15 protein-coding genes are annotated in these 16888 nt (G+C 64.8%); 6 read left to right on the forward strand and 9 right to left on the reverse strand.

All coding sequences use genetic code 11. The features are described 5' to 3' along the window. Positions 1-8: 8 nt before the first annotated feature. From LJX93_RS22380 to LJX93_RS22390, 3 genes are all read left to right on the forward strand, one after another. Complete coding sequence (locus tag LJX93_RS22380; protein ID WP_033702884.1) at positions 9-1463, forward strand: mannose-1-phosphate guanylyltransferase/mannose-6-phosphate isomerase; 1455 nt, start codon at positions 9-11, stop codon at positions 1461-1463. 152 nt (positions 1464-1615) lie between these two features. Next, a complete protein-coding gene (locus LJX93_RS22385; RefSeq protein ID WP_033702885.1) occupies positions 1616-2080 on the forward strand; it encodes a hypothetical protein in 465 nt (154 codons plus the stop codon). 66 nt (positions 2081-2146) lie between these two features. Then, positions 2147-2971, forward strand: a complete 825-nt coding sequence (locus LJX93_RS22390) for an SDR family oxidoreductase (RefSeq protein ID WP_033702886.1) — start codon at positions 2147-2149, stop codon at positions 2969-2971. Between the two features lie 28 nt (positions 2972-2999). Here LJX93_RS22390 and LJX93_RS22395 read toward each other — a convergent pair whose 3' ends face one another. The 4 genes from LJX93_RS22395 to LJX93_RS22410 all read right to left on the reverse strand — a co-directional run bounded on the left by LJX93_RS22395 (position 3000) and on the right by LJX93_RS22410 (position 8099). Further along, entirely contained in the window at positions 3000-4451 is a 1452-nt protein-coding gene (locus tag LJX93_RS22395; protein ID WP_033702887.1) for an efflux transporter outer membrane subunit, read from the reverse strand. Beyond that, complete coding sequence (locus tag LJX93_RS22400; RefSeq protein WP_033702888.1) at positions 4448-5509, reverse strand: HlyD family secretion protein; 1062 nt, start codon at positions 5507-5509, stop codon at positions 4448-4450. Before LJX93_RS22400 ends, LJX93_RS22395 begins: the two co-directional genes overlap by 4 nt. A gap of 27 nt (positions 5510-5536) precedes the next feature. After that, the gene (locus LJX93_RS22405; protein WP_033702889.1) at positions 5537-7078 is read right to left on the reverse strand and encodes an MFS transporter; all 1542 of its coding nucleotides are present in this window, start codon (positions 7076-7078) and stop codon (positions 5537-5539) included. 115 nt (positions 7079-7193) lie between these two features. Continuing rightward, complete coding sequence (locus LJX93_RS22410; RefSeq protein ID WP_227696424.1) at positions 7194-8099, reverse strand: LysR family transcriptional regulator; 906 nt, start codon at positions 8097-8099, stop codon at positions 7194-7196. 273 nt (positions 8100-8372) lie between these two features. Between LJX93_RS22410 and LJX93_RS22415 the strand changes: the two genes are divergently transcribed. Further along, entirely contained in the window at positions 8373-8822 is a 450-nt protein-coding gene (locus tag LJX93_RS22415; protein WP_033702891.1) for a universal stress protein, read from the forward strand. Between the two features lie 125 nt (positions 8823-8947). On the opposite strand, the gene LJX93_RS22420 is transcribed toward LJX93_RS22415, so the two are convergent. From LJX93_RS22420 to LJX93_RS22435, 4 genes are read right to left on the reverse strand one after another with little or no spacing between them, the layout of a single operon-like run. Beyond that, the gene (locus LJX93_RS22420) at positions 8948-9808 is read right to left on the reverse strand and encodes an HlyD family secretion protein (protein ID WP_033702892.1); all 861 of its coding nucleotides are present in this window, start codon (positions 9806-9808) and stop codon (positions 8948-8950) included. Positions 9809-9818: 10 nt separating this feature from the next. Continuing rightward, the gene (locus LJX93_RS22425; RefSeq protein ID WP_027595286.1) at positions 9819-10019 is read right to left on the reverse strand and encodes a DUF1656 domain-containing protein; all 201 of its coding nucleotides are present in this window, start codon (positions 10017-10019) and stop codon (positions 9819-9821) included. A 4-nt stretch (positions 10020-10023) separates the two neighbouring features. Next, positions 10024-12201: an FUSC family protein gene (locus LJX93_RS22430; protein ID WP_227696425.1), complete on the reverse strand. Its 2178-nt coding sequence runs from the start codon at positions 12199-12201 to the stop codon at positions 10024-10026. Next, a complete protein-coding gene (locus LJX93_RS22435; protein WP_227696426.1) occupies positions 12198-13727 on the reverse strand; it encodes an efflux transporter outer membrane subunit in 1530 nt (509 codons plus the stop codon). The genes LJX93_RS22430 and LJX93_RS22435 overlap by 4 nt, the downstream gene beginning before the upstream one ends. A gap of 191 nt (positions 13728-13918) precedes the next feature. Between LJX93_RS22435 and LJX93_RS22440 the strand changes: the two genes are divergently transcribed. Together LJX93_RS22440 and LJX93_RS22445 are read left to right on the forward strand one after the other, a co-directional pair. Then, a complete protein-coding gene (locus LJX93_RS22440; protein ID WP_033702895.1) occupies positions 13919-14866 on the forward strand; it encodes a LysR family transcriptional regulator in 948 nt (315 codons plus the stop codon). A gap of 115 nt (positions 14867-14981) precedes the next feature. After that, positions 14982-15956 carry a 2-hydroxyacid dehydrogenase gene (locus tag LJX93_RS22445; RefSeq protein ID WP_156311121.1) on the forward strand — a complete coding sequence of 325 codons (975 nt, stop codon included), beginning with the start codon at positions 14982-14984 and terminating at the stop codon, positions 15954-15956. A 9-nt stretch (positions 15957-15965) separates the two neighbouring features. On the opposite strand, the gene LJX93_RS22450 is transcribed toward LJX93_RS22445, so the two are convergent. After that, entirely contained in the window at positions 15966-16862 is an 897-nt protein-coding gene (locus LJX93_RS22450; protein ID WP_033702897.1) for a DMT family transporter, read from the reverse strand. Between the last annotated feature and the right edge of the window lie 26 nt (positions 16863-16888).

Raw genomic sequence — 16888 nt, forward strand, 5'->3', positions numbered from 1 at the left:
GAAACATCATGATCCCGGTAATTCTTTCTGGTGGTAGCGGTTCGCGTCTGTGGCCTCTGTCGCGCAAGCAGTTCCCCAAGCAGTTCCTGGCCCTGACCGGTGAACACACGCTGTTCCAGCAAACCATCCAGCGCCTGGTGTTCGAAGGCATGGATGCGCCGATCGTGGTCTGCAACAAGGACCACAAGTTCATCGTCCAGGAGCAGCTCGGCGCGTTGAAACTTGAAACCCAGGCCATCCTGATGGAGCCGTTCGGCCGCAACACGGCGCCCGCCGTGGCGATGACCGCGATGAAGCTGGTCAGCGAAGGCCGCGACGACTTGATGCTGGTGCTGCCTGCCGACCACGTGATCGACGATCAGAAAGCCCTGCAGCGCGCCCTGGCCCTGGCCACCGTGGCCGCCGAGCGTGGCGAGATGGTGCTGTTCGGCGTGCCGGCGACCAAGCCTGAGACCGGCTATGGCTACATCCGCTCCAGCCAGGACGCACTGCTGCCAGAAGGCGTGGCGCGGGTTGCGCAGTTCGTCGAAAAACCCGATGAAAAACGCGCCGCCGAGTTCGTCAAGGCCGGTGGCTACTTCTGGAACAGCGGCATGTTCCTGTTCCGCGCCAGCCGTTTCCTCGAAGAGCTGAAAAAGCACGACGCCGACATCTACGACACCTGTGTGCTGGCCTTGGAACGCAGCCAGGAAGAAGACGATGTGTTGAGCATCGACGAAGCCACCTTCGCCTGCTGCCCGGACAACTCCATCGACTATGCGGTGATGGAGAAGACCCAGCGTGCCTGCGTGGTGCCGATGTCGGCCGGCTGGAGCGACGTGGGCTGCTGGTCGTCGCTGTGGGAAGTGCACGACAAGGACGACAACGGCAACGTCACCAAAGGCGATGTGGTGGTGCAGGACAGCCGCAACTGCATGATCCATGGCAATGGCAAGCTGGTGTCGGTGATCGGCCTCGAGAACATCGTCGTGGTCGAGACCAAGGACGCCATGATGATTGCCCACAAGGACAAGGTCCAAGGCGTCAAGCAGATGGTCAAGACCCTGGACGAGCAGGGCCGCAGCGAGACTCAGAACCACCTGGAAGTGTACCGCCCATGGGGCTCGTACGACTCGGTGGACATGGGCGGCCGCTTCCAGGTCAAGCACATCACCGTCAAGCCGGGCGCCAGCCTGTCGCTGCAGATGCACCACCACCGCGCCGAGCACTGGATCGTGGTGTCCGGCACTGCCGAAGTGACGTGCGACGAGAACGTGTTCCTGCTGACCGAGAACCAGTCGACCTACATCCCGATCGCCTCGATCCACCGCCTGCGCAACCCAGGCAAGATCCCACTGGAGATCATCGAAGTGCAGTCTGGCAGCTACCTGGGCGAGGATGATATCGAGCGCTTCGAGGACGTCTACGGGCGCACCTCGACGCCGGTCGAGCGTGGTGTTTCGGTGAAAACCATCGCGCAGTAAGTGAAACCCCGGGGCCGCACCTGCAAAGATCACACGATCCGGTAGGAGCGGCCTTGTGTCGCGAAAGGAGGGCAAAGCCCTCCCGCTTTTGAGCCCTCCCCCATTTCAAGCTACGATGGTCAGACCCCGCGCAACCAAGGTCTGCAAGCCCCATGATCATCGGTGCCTTCCTCATCCTCACCTGGCTGGTGCTGCTGCTGCGCTACCCGGCCAAAGCCCTGCCGATATCCCTGGCCGCTGTCTGCGGCCTGGGCCTGGTCGCCCTGTTCGTCGCCTGGCAAGACACCCGCGAAGCCACGCAACTGGCACGCCTGGACCTGCGCCTGAGCTACGCCCCTGACAAGTGCCCCGCCGACCGCGCGCTGCACGTGCACATGAAAAACGGCAACAAAGTCCCGCTCACCGAGCTGCGATGGCGCGTGGGCGCGTATGCGCCGGGCGATACCGTCAACCTTGCCGAAAACACCTACAGCGCGCCGCGTTATCGCGGGCCGGGTGAGCTGCAACCGGGTGCCGAATGGAACGATTGCCTGCCGGTACCGCCTCTGCGTTCCGGCTACCGGGCACAGACGCTGGAGTTTCGTGCCGAGCGTCTGCAAGGTACATTTGCCAATTGACGCATTGCTGCCTCGCGAAGAGGCCGGCGCAGGCCACACACAATTCCCAGACCCAAGGCCCTCCCCATGCCCACCGTCCTGATCACCGGTTGTTCCAGCGGCATCGGCCGCGCCCTGGCCAACGCCTTCCGCGATGCCGGCCACGAGGTCTGGGCCACCGCCCGCAAGCCTGAAGACGTCGAGCAGTTGTCCGCTGCCGGCTTCACCGCCCGGCAACTGGACGTCAATGACAGCGATGCCCTGACGCAACTGGCCGATGAGCTGCAAGCGCGCCACGCCAGCCTCGACATCCTGATCAACAACGCCGGCTACGGCGCCATGGGCCCGCTGCTCGACGGCGGCGTAGACGCCATGCGCCAGCAATTCGAAACCAACGTATTCGCCGTGGTCGGCGTGACCCGCGCGCTGTTCCCGCTGCTGCGTCGCGCACGCGGGCTGGTGGTGAACATCGGCAGCGTTTCCGGGGTGCTGGTCACGCCGTTCGCCGGTGCCTATTGCGCCTCCAAGGCCGCGGTCAACGCCCTGAGCGATGCCCTGCGCCTGGAGCTGGCGCCGTTTGGCATTCGGGTGATGGAAGTGCAACCGGGGGCGATCGCCTCGCAGTTCGCCAGCAATGCCCAGCGCCAGGCCGAGCAGGTACTGGCGGCGGATTCACCGTGGTGGCCGCTGCGCGAGTACGTCCAGGCACGCGCCCGGGCGTCGCAGGACCGGCCGACGCCGGCAGCGGTGTTTGCCCAAGGGGTGCTGGCGGCTACGCGCAAAACGGCGGTGCCTGCGGTGGTGAGGTTGGGCAATGGCAGCACAGCGTTGCCGCTGATCGCCAGGCTGTTGCCGCGGCGGCTGCTGGGCTGGGTGTTGCGCAAGCGGTTCGGGCTGCTGCGTCCGCTTTGATGTTTGGCCAGCACAGCCAGCGCAACCGTCATACCTTTTTCGACGGCTGAGTATCAAACGCCTGCCAGCCCCCGCCCAGCGCCTTGTACAACCCCACCAAGGCCTGGGAAACCGCTGCCGAGCTGTCGATCCACTGCTCTTCGCTGGCCAGCAACGCACCCTGTACCGTCAGCACATTGAGAAAGTCCACCGCCCCTTCCACATACTGGCGCTGGGCAGTCTCCAGGGCGATGCGGTTCTGCCGCACCGCCTCGGCCAGGTGGTCGCGGCGCAACTGGCTGGCGTTGTACAGGCGCAGCACATCGTCGATCTCGTGCCAGGCACCGAGCACCACCTTGCGGTAGTTGAGCGCCGCTTCCTGCTGCTGCGCCTCGCGCAACTCCAGCGTGCCTTTAAGCCGCCCCCCTTCGAAGATCGGCAACGACAGTTGCGGGCCGAAGGCGAAGCGGCGCGAGTCCCAGCCGCCGAAGTCGGACAGCTGCATGGCCTGGAACCCCATGCTGCCCGACAGCCGAATGCTCGGGTAGAAGTCGGCCTTGGCCACGCCGATGCTGGCGGTTGCCGCGTGCAACCGCGCCTCGGCCTGGCGAATGTCCGGGCGGCGCTCAGCCAACTCGGACGGCAAGCCGATGGCGAACTGCTGTTGCGGCGCGGGCAGTTCACCGCCTTCAAGCAGCTGCGCCTGCAGGCTGCGTGGCGGTTCGGCCGCGAGCAGGCTGAGGGCGTTGATCAGGTCGTCGCGGCGGGCCTCCAGGCTGGGCAGGCGGGCTTCGATCGAAGCGACCTGGGCACTGGCTTGGGCCACGTCGAGGCGGGTGGCGACACCTTCGGCCTGGCGGTTTTCAGACAGCTTCAAGCTGTGCTGCGCCACCTTCAGGTTGTCACGGGTGACATCGAGCGTGTGCTGTACCGCACGCAATTGAATGTAGTTGCCGGCGGTTTCCGACAGCAGCGCCAGCAGCACGCCACGGCGGTCGTTCTCGGCCACTTCGACCGTCGCATCGGCAGCCTCGACCTGGCGCCGCACGCGGCCCCAGAGGTCCAGCTCCCAACCCGCGACCAGGTCACCCTGCCACAGGTTGAAGGCAGACTTACCGGCATGGCCAGAGGGGTCGCTCAGCCCTTCGGCGCTGTTGCGAGCACGGCTGTAGCCCGCGTTCACATCCACCGAAGGCGCTTCGTCCGCCGCCACCGTACTGCGCAGGGCACGGCTTTGCAGCAGGCGTGCACTGGCCATCTGCAGGTCCAGGTTGCGTTCGGAGACCTGCTGGATCAGCGCGCTGAGGCGGGCATCGTGAAAGGTTTCCCACCAGCGCAGCTCCAGCGGCTCGGCTTGCGGCTGGCTTGCTGCGGCCTCGCCTTGCAGCGCCGCCCACTGTTGCGGGGCCTGGCTGGCGGGGCGCTGGAAGTCCGGCCCCAGGGTGCAGCCGGCCATGAGCACAGCCAGCAACAACGGGCTCAAGCGTAATGCTGGCTTCATCGCGCGCTCACCTCTTTGCCCTCGAGCTTGTCGCCACGGGTATCGATGGTGGCTTCCACCGACATGCCCACGCGCAGCCGTGCAAGCAGCGCCTGGCCGTCATCGAAGACGATCTTCACCGGAATGCGCTGCACCACCTTGGTGAAGTTACCGGTGGCATTGTCGGGTTTGACGGCGGCAAAGGTGACCCCGGTGGCCGGCGCAATACTCTCGACATGGCCCTTGAGTTGCTCGCCAGAGAAGGTGTCGACCGTGATGCTCACCGGTTGGCCAGGCTGCACGTGGGTCAGCTGGGTTTCCTGGAAGTTGCCGACCACATAGGCCTGCTGCAACGGCACCACCGACAACAGGCGAGCACCCGGGTTGACATAGGCGCCCACGCGCAAGGCACGCTCACCGACCATGCCGTCCACCGGTGCGGTGATGCGCGTGTAGGACAGGTCCAGCTGGGCCTTTTCCAGCCCGGCTTCAGCACGCTTGAGCTGGCCATCGGCGCTGGCCACCTGGGCGGTGAGGATATCCACCTGTTTGCGTGTCGCCAGCAAGGCCGCCTGGGTATTGGCCAGGCGCGCGCGGGCCTGGTCGACCCCACTGCGCGCTTGCTGCGCGTTCTGCACGGTGCCGGCGCCCTGCTCGGCCAGGCGGCTGTAGCGGTTGACTTCATGATCGGCGAAGGCGGTTTCGGCCTGAGCCGCTTTTACCGCGGCCTCGGCCTGGGCGATCAGTGCCGCCTGGCGCTCCAGCGTGGCGCGGGCGTCGGCGCTCTGCGCCTTGGCCACCAGCAATTGCGCCTGGGCAGCGTCGAGCGCGGCCTGGTAGTCGCGGGCATCGATGGTCGCCAGCAACTGGCCGGCCTTGACCTGCTGGTTGTCCTCGACCAGCACCTCTTTGATAAAGCCTGCGACTTTGGGCGCGACCACGGTGTAGTCGGCGATCACGTAGGCGTCGTTGGTGCGCTGGCGGTGGTCACTGCCAAACATCCAGGGGCCGACGATGCCGGCCAGCACGGCCACGGCGAGCACCGAGCCGATGATGATTGTCTTGCGGTTGTTGGTCATCTCAAGTTCTCGAATTCATTCACGGGCTCAAGCCACCGCACGCGGCGGGAAGATCCGGGTAGGCACGAAGGGGATCAGGCAGATCAAAGCGACGGCGATGCAGGCCATCACCAGGTACTGGTCGGCCGAGGTCAGTACCTGGGCCTGTTCATGAATGCGTCGGGCAAGGCCGGTGGCGCTGCCATCGATCAACGGCGCGTTGCCCAGGCTGTCGACCAGGTGGTTGGAATGAAAATGCCGGCGCACGGTGCCCAGGGCATCCAGCAGGCCACCGGCAATCACCGCCGACAGCCCTTTGACCGTGTTGAACCAGGCCGAGGCGAACGGGCCCTCCTGCGGGGTCATGCCATTGGTGGAAAGCATCAGCAACGGCAACACCGCCATCGGCTGGCCAAACACCTGCAGCAGGTAGAAGGGGTAGAAATCGCCGCGAATCCATTCGGAGGTCAACAGGCTGCAGCCCACGCACGACACCGCCAGCATGCCAAGCCCGATCGCCAGCACCCAGCGGCAATCCACCACGCGCAGGTTGCACAGCGCTGCCGTGAGCGGCAGGGCGATGAGTTGCGGCATGGCCACCAGCATCATCAGCGGGCTGGTCTGCGCCGGGCGGTAGCCCTGGATCTGCGCCAGGTAGGCTGACGGGATGGTGCCCACGCCAGACAACACAACCAACACGCCGGCCAGGGTCAACAAGGCAAAACTCAGGTTGCGCCGCGAGAGCATGCGCAGCTGGAAGAACGGCAGCGGCTCGGACCATTCGTTGTACATGAACAGCACCAGCAACAGCAGGCCGCCCCCCAGCAGCCAGCAGATCAGCGGCGAGTCGAACCAGCCCCAGCGGTCACCCAGCGACAAGCCGAGGACGATGCAACTGATGGCCGGCAGGCCAAGCAGCACGCCACGCCAGTCGAGCTGCTTGAAGCGTTCGAGGCGCAGTGGGTCTTGCGGCAGGCCCCAGCCGACACAAGCCATGGCCAGCAGCGACGGCAGGATGATCTGCCAGAACGCCCACTGCCAGCCGACATACTCGGTCCACAGGCCTGCCAGCGGCGTGCCGAGGTTCGGCCCGAAGGTGGCGGTCAGGGCATAGCAGGCCAGGCCATAGACCTTGATGCCCGGTGGCAGAAAGCGCAGCGCGACGCTCATCAGCATCGGCGGCAAGGCGCCAGAGGCGAAACCCTGCAGCACCCGCAGCAGCATCAGGCTGTGCAGGTTGGGGGCGAAGGGTTGCAGCAGGCCCAGCACGGCGAACAGGCCGACGGCAGACAGGGTGAAGCGGCGCAGCGAAAAGGTCGTGGCGAGCCAGGGTGCGAAGGCCATCGCCGAGACCGAAGCCGCGCTGTACACGGCCAACAGCCAGGCGCCCTCGTCGGCACCGATGCCCATGGCGCCACGGATGTCGTTGAGGGAAATCTTGGTCACTGCCTCGTTGAGGCCGGCGCACAACACCGCCAGCAACACGCCGAACAGCCCCACCACCACCTGCAGGCCGAACGCCGACTGCGCAGGGGCGGCCGGCGCAGGGGCGGCGGCCAACGCAGCAGAAGGCGCGGTCAGGGAACTCATGGGATACATCTCCAGCAACAATTTTAGGGCTGGAGCAAGTCTAAGAAGATCGAATGCTGACGAAAACTGACTTGTTGGCAGCTTTATATTGCGTCAGACGCAATTGATGGTGCGCTCACGGGTCCAACCGGCCACACGCCCTCAAGGTCTGGCGCAGCCACCGATGCGCTGGGTCGTTGTCGAACCGCGGGTGCCAGGCCTGCATTACATTGACTTTTGCCAGCGGCACCGGGATCTCGAACGAGCGCAAGGGCAGCTTCAAGCGCTGCACGCTGTTGAGGATATTGGCCGGTATCGGCAGGATCAGGTCCGAATCCGGCAACGAGAACATCGCCGAGTGGAAGCTGGTGGTGATCAGCGCCACGCGCCGCTCCACCTTGTGCTGGGCCAACGCCTCATCGATCGGCCCATTGGCCCGGCCGCGGCGCGACACACTGATCTGCGGGTAGACGGCAAAACGCTCAGGAGTGATCGGGGCGTCGAAGATCGGGTGCCCCACACGCGCCAGGCCCACGAAGTAGGTGTTGAACAGGCTCTGCACTTTGATTTCCGGGCCCAGTTCGATGGCCGAGCTGATGATCAGGTCGATGTGCCCGTTGCGCAGCACCGCATCATCGTCGCCACTGCCCTCCGGCACGAAACGCAGCACCGTGCGCGGCGCCTGGGCCAGCATCATGCGCAGCAACTGGGCACCGTACAGGGCAATGAACAGGTCGTTGGTGCGGATGTTGAAGGCACGGTCCAGGTTCACCAGGTCGACATCGTCGCGGCTGCGAAACACCTGCCCAGCCTGCTCCACCAGGCCATGCACCTGCTCGCGCAAGGCCAGCGCACGGGGGGTGGGCACCAGGCCACGGCCGGCGCGTACCAGAATCGGGTCACCCAGGGCATCGCGAATGCGCCCCAAGGTGCGGCTCATGGCCGCCGGGCTCAGGTTCATGCGCTGCGCCGCGCCCACCACACTGCCTTCGTCAAGCAAGGCGTCGAGGGCGACGAGCAGGTTCATGTCCGGGAGTTGCATGGCCGTTTTCCGTTACAGCTGTGGGAAAGGCGATGGTAGCAGGTTGGTTGATTGCATCAGACGCAATGCGCTCTTGCGTGGTGGGGCATTTATTTGCTGGGCATGTTCGGCCATAAATGGGTTATTGGCAGGTCCGGCCCTTTCGCGGGGCAAGCCCGCTCCCACAGTTTACTCCACAGCGTTTGGGCATTTTGGGAGTCCAGTGGGAACGGGCTTGCCCCGCGAAAGGGCCGGACCTGCAAGCACATCACTCAGCCTCAGCCAAGGATCCCCATGCCCAGCACCGTCTTGATTGCCATCGATGCCTCCCCTGCTGCTGCCGCCCTGCTCACCCTCGCCCGCCGCTACTGCCGCCCTGACGAACATGAACTGCACGTGCTGTTGGCCATCGACACCACCTTTACCGTGCACGACCAACCTGCGCCCTATACCGCCGAGGAACTGGAGGAATACCCGGCTGCCTGCGAGGAGCAGCACTTGGGCGAAAGCGCCGTGGCGGATGCCGTGCGTGTGTTGCAAAAGGCGGGTTTTGCCAGCCAAGGGGCCATGGTGGCCGGGCAGCCGGTGGAGGTTATCGTTGGCCAGGCGCAGGAGCTGGGGTGCGAGTTGATCATCATGGGGCACCGGCATTTGTCGCGATTGGGGCGGTTGCTGGATCCGTCGATCAGCGCGAAGGTGATTGACCGGGTCGAGGTGCCGGTATTGGTGGGGGTTGCGGGGTAGAGATTGGGGTGAGCCTGCGAGGGTTCGCCTTGAGTTTTGCAGCGCCCATGAGATCGAGCGCCGCGCGGGCGGCGCTCGATCTCATGGGCGCCAGAAGGGTTGCGGCGAACACTGGGGCAAACACCTCACTCCTCCCCCGGCTTCACCACCACCGTACAGGTCGTCCCCGCCGCCAGCAAAAACCCTTCTGGCACTTCATCAATGTGAATCCGCACAGGCACCCGCTGCGCCAGCCGCACCCAGTTGAAGGTGGGGTTCACGTCAGCAATCAGCTCGCGGCTCTGCGGGTTGTCGCGATCATAAATACCGCGCGCGATGCTCTCCACATGCCCGGTGATGCGCTCGCCGCTCATCATCTGCAACTCGGCCCGATCACCTACCTTTACATGCGGCAGCTTGGTCTCTTCGAAAAAGCCGTAGACCCAGAATGAGTGCTCATCGACCACCGCCATCACCGCCTCACCGGTGCGCGCATAGTCGCCCTTGTGAATGTTCAGGTTGGTCACGTAGCCATCCACCGTGGCCACGATATGCGTGCGCTTGAGGTTCAGCTCGGCCGCCGCCAGCTCGGCCAGGGCCTGTTGATAATCCGCCTGGGCCGAGTTGGCGATGTTGCTGGCGTCGTCGCGGTTTTCCTTGGAGATCACCAGGTTGTCCATGTCGGCCCGGCGCTTGGCGTTGACCTTGCGCATCTCCCAGGTGGCCTTGCGCGAGGCGACCAGGGCCTTGGCCTGGTCGACGGCCAGCTGATAGTGCTCAGGGTCGATCTGGATCAGCAGGTCGCCCTTCTTCACCCGCTGGTTGTCCTTGACCGGCACACCCACCACATAGCCCGGCACGTCGGCGGCGACGTTGATGATGTCGGCACGCACACGGCCGTCGCGGGTCCATGGCGTGGTCATGTAGTGCAGCCACAACTGGCGGCCGATCGCCACGGCAGCCACCAGCACAAGCAGGGTGGCGATCAGGCTGAAGAACTTTTTCATCGAAGGTTTCTCACCAGTAGACAGACAGCGCCAGGGCGCCGAAAAGGCAGACGAACAGGCTCAGGCGCAGCAGCGCCGGGTGCCAGAAGAAGCGGTAGCCGTCATGGCTGGCGATGAAGCGGTCCAGGCCCCAGGCCAGGCCCAGGGCGAACAGGAACATCAGGGTCATGGTGGGCATGTACACGCCATGGAAGGCGATCTCACGGGGCATGATTTCACGGGGCATTGTGCAATCCTTTCGCCGGTGCCAGCGGCGACTGAGGGTCCAGCAGGGAAGAACGGATGAAGTGCAGGTAGCTTTGCGCGCGGCGCAGCACCGAGGTGTCGAAGTGCCGGGCGAACGGCTCATCGGTGGCTTGCACGCGGCTGATGGCATGGTCCACCGCCACCAGGGCGCGCTCGTGGTTGCTGACGCTGGGCTGCAGGAACAAGCGCGCCAGCGCCCGGCCCATGACGCGAATGGCCTGACGCCACGGCTGGGATTCGGCATACGCCGGATGGATCGGCGCGCGGGCCTGCTCCTTGCGCAGTTCGATGATGGCGTGGCCGACCTCCAGCACGGTGAACATCCAGCCCATCAGCTCGCTCTGCACCTGCGGTTTGCCGGCCGCCAGGCCATAGGCCTGGTGCAGCAGGTCGCGGGTGCGGCTCTCGAAGGCCGAGCCCAGGCCTCGCAAGCGGCCGCTGATGGCGAACAGCACCTGCTCGCGCAGCTCCTGCTCCAGCCGGCTCCACAGCCAGCGGCTGTTGGGCGGCAGGATGATCGCCCCGGCTGCGGCGCAGACGAACATGCCGATGACCATGCCGATGTAATCGTTGATGAAGGTGTAGGGGTCGTAGACGGTCAGGTTGTTCGGCACCGAACCGATGGCGAAAAACACCAGCAAACCGACGCCGTAACCGGCATAGGCAGGCCGCGACGAGAGGAACGCCCCAAGCACGAAGACCGGCGCCAGGACCATGCACAGCAGCGGGAAGCCGTCGATCCAGGGGAATACGAAGAACGTCTCGAAGAAGCCGACAAAGGCCCCGATCGCCGTGCCGCAGGCCATCTGGAACGACATGCGCTTGGGGTTCGGCGAAGCCGCCGACAAGCCCACGGTGACCGTGGCGATCAGCGTCATCATGCCGCCGCTGGGCCAGTCGCTGAGCAACCAGTAGCTGCCCAACAGCAACAGCACCGCCGAAGCGCGCACACCGGCCGCCAGTGACACCAGCCAGCTGGTCTGCGCCACATAGGGCTCGTCCCACTGCTCGCGCTGATGCGTGTGCGCGGCCAGCGAGGCATGGGTCTCGGCATAGCTGTACATCTCGTCGACGAAGCGGTAGAGCAGCTCGAAAGCGGTATGGAAGTCGAGCAGGTCGGACTCGCTGGGGTCGGTCTGCTGGTACTCGGTGCGCAGCCCACGCACCTGGGCTTGCAGGCCCTCTTTATAGGCGGCCAGCTCCAACGTCAGGCGCAGCGCGTCCGAGTCGGTCAAGGCGCGGCCCACGTAGGGTTCAAGCAACGCGACCAAGGTGTTCAGGCCGGGCTCGATGGCGCTGACGATCTGCAATGGGCCACGTGCGCGCAGGCGTTCGAGCAACCGGTGCAGGGCGTTGAAGCGCGTGGTGATGGCCATGAATTCGCTGTTCATGCGCACCAGCCGGCCAGAGCGCCTGCGCATGTGCGGGTCTTCGAAGGCGGTGACGTTACGCAGGCTCTCCAGGCCCACGGCCTCGGCAACGAAGCGCACGTTGCTGGTTTCGAAACGGTCACGCTGGCTGTCGCCACGCAAGGCTTCGACCACCACCCCGGCAAACACGCCGAAGCGCTGGTACAGGGCGTTGCGCATGGCCGCGCTGGCCGACTGCGGCAAAATCGCGGCGCTGACAAAGGTTGAAACGAGAATTCCCAGGGCGATCTCCAGCACCCGCCACACAGCAGCCATGAAGGCCTGGTCGGGGTGTTGCAGTACCGGCAAGCCGATCATCGCTGCGGTGTAGCCGGCCAGCACGAAACCATAGGCACGGAAGGTGCGGTAGCGCATGGCGCCCGCCGAGCACAGGCCGACCCACAGGGCCAGGCTGGGCAGGAACAGCTCGGTGTTCTGCGGGAAGATGGCGATCAGCGCAACCATCATCGCCGAACCTGCCAGGGTGCCGAGCACCCGGTAGAAGCTCTTGGCGAACACGTGCCCGCTTTGCGGCTGCATGACGATGAACACGGTGATCATCGCCGTGCGCGGCTGCGGCAGTTCCAGGCGCATGGCCAGCCACAGGGTGATGAAGGCGGCAGCCAGCACCTTGAAGATGTAGACCCAGGTCACACCATCGGTGCGCGCCCAGGCAAAGAAGCCCCGGCGCCACTCCAGGCTCTGCAGCCAGCGCACGGGCAGACTGGAAGTGCTCATTCGGCGTTATCCGGCTGCTTGTCGAAAACGGCCAGGGTGGCCGGGGTTTTCGGCGCAGCCTGGCGCCCTGGCTGCGGCACGTCCTGGCCCGCTTGCAGGCCGCCACCCAGGGCTGTGACCAGCTCGGCATGGGCGACCAGGCGGGCGGCCTGCACCTGCTGCTGCACCTGCTGCTGACGGAACAGCAAGGTTTGCGCGTTGAGCACATTCAGGTAGTCGGTCAGGCCACGCTGGAAGGCGACCATGGCGATGTCGTAGGTCTTCTGCGCGGCGGCGACCGATTCGGCGGCGAAGTGCGACTGTTCTTTCATCGACTCACGGCGGATCAGCTGGTCGGAGATGTTTTTCAGCGCTCCGATCACGGTCTGGTTGTAACGCGCCACGGCCATGTCGTAGCCCGCCGAAGCGACGCCCAGCTGCGAGCGCAGGCGGCCACCGTCGAAGATCGGCAGGCTGATGGCCGGGCCGACGTTGTAGTTGAACTTGCGCCCGGTGAGAAACTCCAGCGGGCCGCCGCCGGTGGCCATGAAGCCCAGGCTGCCGACCAGGTCGACATTGGGGAAGAAGCCGGCATGCGCCACGTCGATGCCGCGGGCTTGCGCGGCCACCTGCCAACGGCTGGCCACCACGTCCGGGCGCTGGCCCACCAGTTCGGCGGGCAGTGCCGAGGGCAGCTTCAGCGGGTCGCCGAGGGTCAGGCTCGGGCGCTCGATCTGCGCGCCGTCGCCCGGCCCCGTGCCGGCCAAGGCGGCCAGCTGGTTGCGGGTCAGGGCGATGTCTTCGTTGAGGCTGTCGAGCTGGCGATGGGTTTCCGGCAGCGGCGCTTGCGCCTGGCTGACTTCGAAATGGGTACCGATGCCCGCGTCCAGCCGGCGCTTGGCCAGGGCCAGAATCTGCTCTTGCTGCTCGAGCTCGGCCTTGACGATATCGCGCTGGGCAAAATGCAGGCTCAGTTGAATGTAGGCACGCACCACGTTGCTCTGCAGTTCGAGCTGCGCCTGGCGGGCCTCGGCCACGCTCATGTGCGCCTGGTCGACGGCCTGTTCACTGGCATTGCGTTCGCGGCCCCAGAGGTCGAGGGCATAGCTGAAACCGAGGGCGGCGTTGTTGTCCCAGGTATTGGCGCCCGACAGCGCGCCAGGGCCGTAGAACTGGTCCTCAGGCCAATTGTGGCGCTTGAGTGACGCCTGGCCGTTGGCCTGCAGTTTTTCCGCCGACTCGACCACACCGGCCATGGCCTTGGCCTCGCGCACCCGCGCCATGGCCATGGCCAGGTTGGGGCTGCCTTCGACGGCCAGTGCAACCCAGCGGTTCAGCTGCGGGTCGCGGTAGGCCTGCCACCACTGCTGGTCGGGCCAGTGCGCGTCAGTGGCGGCTTCGCGTATCGCCGCGTCGGTCGTCAGGGTGTTGGCGTGCAACGTCTTGCTTTGCGGGGCGATGCCCCAGGTTCCGATACAGCCGCTCAAGGTGAGGCTAAGGGCACAGGCACTGAACACTTGAAGCGTTCTGATGATGCGACGCGGCACAGCTGCGATTTCCCGAGGAAGAGGTGGAGGGGCCGAGCAATTCTAGGGGGCCGCAGGACTGGCGATAAGCGCATATTCCTGCGAATCTTTGTTACCAAACGCGCGATAATCAGCCTTTGGTCGAAGGTAACTTTTAATAACTTCGTCGTTACTTCGTGACACAATTTTGTCCTCTACCTTGAGAGCGACCCATGGACACCCTGCAAAATATGCGTGCTTTCAGTTGCGTAGCCCAACTTGGCAGCTTCACGGCTGCGGCGGCGCAGCTGGATACGACCACCGCGAACGTGTCGCGGGCGGTCTCCAATCTGGAAGCCCATCTGCAAACACGGCTGCTCAACCGCACCACCCGCCGCATCGCGTTGACCGAGGCTGGCAAGCGCTACCTGATGCGCTGCGAACAGATTCTTACCTACGTTGAAGAAGCCGAAGCCGAGGCCAGCGACGCCCATGCCCGCCCGGCCGGGCAGTTGAAGGTTCACTCGATGACGGGGGTCGGCCAGCACTTTGTGGTCGATGCCATCGCCCGCTATCGCGAATCGCACCCGGACGTGACCTTCGACCTGACCATGGCCAACCGCGTGCCGGACCTGCTCGACGAAGGCTACGACGTATCCATTGTGCTGGCCACCGAGCTGCCGGACTCGGGCTTCGTGTCGCAGCGCCTGGGCATCACCTACAGCATCGTCTGCGCCTCGCCCGCCTACATCGCGCGCAACGGCATCGCGCATAAGCCTGCCGACCTGCTCAAGCACGCCTGCCTGCGCATGGTCAGCCCAGTGATTCCGCTGGAAAAGTGGCTGTTCGACGGCCCTGAAGGCCAGGAAATGGTCAACATCAGCACCTCGCCGTTCCAGGTGAACACGGCCGACGCCATGAAAACCGCAATCCGCAGCGGCATGGGGGTGGGCGTGCTGCCGATCTATTCGGCCATCGAGGGCCTGCGTGATGGCAGCCTGGTACGGGTGCTGCCCGAGTACCGGTTGCAGGAGCTGAACCTGTACGCCATCTACCCGTCGCGCCAGTACCTGGATGCCAAGATCAAGACCTGGGTCGAGTACCTGCGCAACTCGCTGCCGGAAATTCTTGCAGCCCATGAGGCAGACCTGAAAACCCATCAGGTGCTGATCGCCAACTGAAAGCAGCTGCAAGCCATAAGCTTCAAGCCGCAAGAAAAAGCAGATCGTCGCAAGCGTGGCTTTTTCTTGTGGCTTGAAGCTTGTAGCTTGTAGCTTTTCTTGTGGAAGTTGCCCGATGAAAAAGACCGTCCTGGCCTTCAGCCGTATCACCCCGGCCATGGCCGAGCGCCTGCAGCAAGACTTCAACGTAATCCTGCCGAACCCCAAGCTCGGCGACATCAGCGCCCAGTTCAACGAAGCCCTGCCCGAGGCCCACGGGCTGATCGGCGTCGGCCGCAAGCTTGGCCGTGCGCAGCTTGAGGGCGCGGCCAAGCTTGAGGTGGTGTCCAGCGTCTCGGTCGGCTACGACAACTATGACGTCGACTACTTCAACGAACGCGGCATCGCCCTGACCAACACCCCCGACGTGCTGACCGAAAGCACCGCGGACCTCGGCTTCTCGCTGATCATGGGCTGCGCCCGGCGCACGGCCGAGCTCGATGCCTGGACCAAGGCCGGCCAGTGGCAGGCCACCGTCGGCCCGGCCCACTTCGGCAGCGATGTGCATGGCAAAACCCTGGGTATCGTCGGCATGGGCAACATCGGCGCCGCCATTGCCCGTCGCGGGCGGTTCGGTTTCAACATGCCGGTGATCTATGCCGGCAACAGCCGCAAGACCGCGCTGGAGCAAGAGCTGGGTGCGCAGTTGCGCAGCCTGGAACAACTGCTGGCCGAAGCCGATTTCGTCTGCATCGTGGTGCCGTTGTCCGAGGCAACCCGCAAACTGATCGGGGCCCGTGAGCTGAAGCTGATGAAGCCAAGTGCCTTCCTGATCAACATTGCCCGCGGCCCGGTGGTCGATGAAGCGGCGCTGGTCGACGCACTACAAAACGGCACTATTCGCGGCGCCGGCCTGGATGTGTACGAAAAAGAGCCGCTGAGCGAGTCGCCGCTGTTCAAGCTGCCCAATGCCCTGACCCTGCCGCACATCGGATCGGCCACCGCCGAAACCCGTGAGGCCATGGCCAACCGGGCAATCGACAACCTGCGTGCGGCGCTGCTGGGCGAGCGGCCGCGCGACCTGGTTAACCCGCAGGTGTGGAAGGGCTGAGGTTTCCTCCTAGCGTGCCAACACGGCAGCTGGCTTGAGCGAAGGCTTGCGAAACACCAGCACGTTACCCGCCATTACCGCGACGAGCCCCAGCAACGCTGGGGCCGTCCATTGGTACCCTTCGGCAAACGCCGACACGTTCAACGCCACCAACGGGAACAGCACCGTGCAATAGGCTGCCCGCTCCGGCCCCATGCGCCCGACCAGGGTCAGGTAGGCGGTGAAGCCGATCACCGAACCCGGGATTACCAGGTACATCAACGAGCCGATGTAGCGGGTGTTCCATTCCATGGCGAAAGGGATGCCGTTGAACAGGCAATACACGGTCAGCATCGCCGCGCCATAGACCATGCCCCAGGCATTGGTGGTCATGGGTTTGAGCCCGGCCTTCTGCTGCATGCTCGACAGCATGTTGCCAGCCGAGAAGCACAGCGTGCCGAGCAGCGCCAGGCCGAGGCCGTACAAGGTTTCACGACTGGCCGCATGGTGGCCGAGTTCGGGCCAGAACAGCAGGCCCAGGCCCAGCAGCCCCAAAGCGCCGCCGCCCAGCACATTGGCGGCGATCTTCTGGCCGAAGAACACCCGCGCATTGAGTGCGTTCCACAAGGTCGCGGTAGAGAACACCACGGCGATCAGGCCGCTGGCGATCCACTGGCTGGCGGTGAGAAAGCACATGAAGTTGACGCAGAACAGGCACAAGCCCTGCGCCAGGCAGATGAGGTGGCCGCGGCGGCTCATCGGTTGCAGGCGGCGGGTGAGCAGCAGGATGGCGAACAGGATCAGCCCGGCCAAGGCGAAGCGGTAGACGATCGATACGGGGATGGCGACCACGCCCAGTTGCAGTTTCAGGGCGATCCAAGTGGTGCCCCAGATCAGGACGGTGAGCAAGTACAGGGACAGGTTCATGGCGGTGGTTCCTTGGGCCTTTCGAG

This window comes from Pseudomonas sp. HN2-3 (assembly GCF_020691745.1).
In the GTDB taxonomy this organism is placed as follows: Bacteria; Pseudomonadota; Gammaproteobacteria; order Pseudomonadales; family Pseudomonadaceae; genus Aquipseudomonas; species Aquipseudomonas capeferrum.